The sequence below is a fragment of the Streptomyces sp. WELS2 genome (assembly GCF_013870595.1).
Lineage (GTDB): Bacteria > Actinomycetota > Actinomycetes > Streptomycetales > Streptomycetaceae > Streptomyces.
Window position 1 is genome coordinate 1 of record NZ_JACBWZ010001045.1, and the last position, 1,924, is coordinate 1,924.

At 72.1% G+C, this 1,924-nt stretch carries 2 protein-coding genes and 1 pseudogene; 1 reads left to right on the top strand and 2 read right to left on the bottom strand.

Features of this window, described 5'->3' with window-relative positions; genetic code table 11:
* Positions 1–266, bottom strand: a 266-nt coding sequence (locus tag H5J33_RS33385; protein ID WP_181798438.1) for a GntR family transcriptional regulator, incomplete at its 3' end; no start/stop codon positions are given.
* A gap of 47 nt (positions 267–313) precedes the next feature.
* Between H5J33_RS33385 and H5J33_RS33390 the strand changes: the two are divergent.
* Positions 314–940 (top strand): annotated as a pseudogene (locus H5J33_RS33390) (pyridoxamine 5'-phosphate oxidase family protein); the annotation flags it as partial.
* Positions 941–1,031: 91 nt separating this feature from the next.
* Here H5J33_RS33390 and H5J33_RS33395 read toward each other — a convergent pair.
* Positions 1,032–1,793: an amino acid ABC transporter ATP-binding protein gene (locus tag H5J33_RS33395; RefSeq protein ID WP_309485546.1), complete on the bottom strand. Its 762-nt coding sequence runs from the start codon at positions 1,791–1,793 to the stop codon at positions 1,032–1,034.
* Between the last annotated feature and the right edge of the window lie 131 nt (positions 1,794–1,924).

Here is a 1,924-nt window from a genome sequence, read left to right on the forward strand (position 1 = left end):
TCGACGCGCAGTTCCTCCCGGCCGGTGGTGGCCGGCTTGGAGCGGACCCGGCTGCCCCGGCGGCCGGCCGTCTCGATCACCCCGCGTTCGCGCAGGATGCGGTAGGCGGCGGCGACCGTGTTCGGGTTCACCCCCAACCGGGCCGCCAACTCCCTCAGCGGGGGCAGGAGTTGCCCCGGGGCCAGCCCGCCCGACCCGACCGCCCGTTCGACGCTGACCGCGATCTCGGCTGCGCCGCGCCCTTCGATCCGATACTCTCCTAGCACAAACCACATTATGCACTAGTGCAATACAGACCGCCATGGAGGGGACCATGCAGGGCACCACCGAGGAATCGCGGCCCGCCGCCTACGCGCCGACCGACCGGACCGTGCCGACGCGTTCCGCGGAGCGGGCGTCGTACGACAGGGAACTGGTGCACGCCATCCTGGACGAGGGGTACGTCTGCCACCTCGGCTTCGTCCGGGACGGCGCCCCCGTGGTACTGCCGACGCTGTACGGCCGGGTCGGCGAGCGGCTCTACGTCCACGGCTCGACCGGCTCGCGGCCGCTGCGGATGGCCGGCCAGGCCGACCCGGGCCTGCCGGTGTGCCTGACGGTCACCCACGTCGACGGGCTGGTGCTGGCCCGCTCCGCCTTCCACCACTCGGTCAACTACCGCTCGGTCGTGGTGCACGGCATCGCGCACGAGGTCACCGATCCCGAGGAGCGGCGGCTGGCCCTGGACGCGCTGGTCGACCACGTCGTGCCGGGCCGGGCCGCCGACTCCCGGCCCGCGAACAAGAAGGAGCTGGCCGCCACCGCGGTGATCCGCCTGGACCTGGAGGAGGTCTCGGCCAAGGTCCGCACCGGCGACGCCAACGACGAGCCCCAGGACCTCGCCCTGCCGCACTGGGCCGGCGTCGTCCCGCTCCGCAAGGGCTACGAGACCCCCGTCCCCGCCGTCGAAGACCCCCGGCAGATCGAGCGCGGCGGCGAGATGCACCAGCCCCCTCATGCCGGCCCCTTCCCCGTCATGTGCCGTTCCACCCTCACAGCACCTTGGCCAGGAAGGTCCGGGTCCGCTCCTCGCGCGGCGCGCCCAGTACCTGCTCCGGGGTTCCCTGTTCCACGATCCGGCCGTCGGCCATGAACACCACGGTGTCGGCGACCTCGCGGGCGAACGAGATCTCGTGGGTGACGACGATCATCGTGGTGCCCTGCGCCGCCAGGTCCCGGATGACGTCCAGCACCTCTCCCACCAGCTCGGGGTCGAGCGCGGACGTCGGCTCGTCGAACAGCAGCAGTCTCGGCTCCAGCGCGAGCGCCCGCGCGATGGCCACCCGCTGCTGCTGCCCGCCGGACAGCTGGCGCGGATAGGCACCGGCCTTGTCCCCGAGCCCGACCCGCTCCAGCAGCCGGTGCGCGGTCTCCTCCGCCTCCTTGCGGGGCCGCTTCAGCGCGGACACCGGCGCCTCGGTGACGTTCTCCAGGACGGTGAGGTGGGGGAAGAGGTTGAAGTTCTGGAAGACGAACCCGATCCGGGTGCGCTGCCGCAGCACCTCGCGCTCGGGCAGCTCGTGCAGCTTGTTCCCGGAGCGCCGGTAGCCCATCAGCGCGCCGTCCACGCTGATCTCGCCCCGGTCCACCTTCTCCAGGTGGTTGACGGCGCGCAGCAGGGTGGACTTGCCGGAGCCGGAGGGGCCGAGCACGACGGTGACCTCACCGGTGCGCACCTGGAGGTCGATGCCCTTGAGCACGTCGAGCGAGCCGAAGCTCTTGTACACCGACCGGATGTCGACCATGACGCTCATCGCGTGAGTTCCTTTGCTTGTGGGGCGGCGCCGGGGGCTGCCTGTGAGTCGAGGAAGAACAGCACCGCCCGGGCGGTCGCGTCGTTCTGCCGGAACGCGGGGCCGCCGGTGCGCGGCCGGGTGAACGCGCC

Coding starts and splice junctions, on each gene's coding strand:
- H5J33_RS33395 (WP_309485546.1), bottom strand. CDS start 1,793: ATGAGCGTCATGGTCGACATCCGGTCGGTGTACAAGAGCTTCGGCTCG.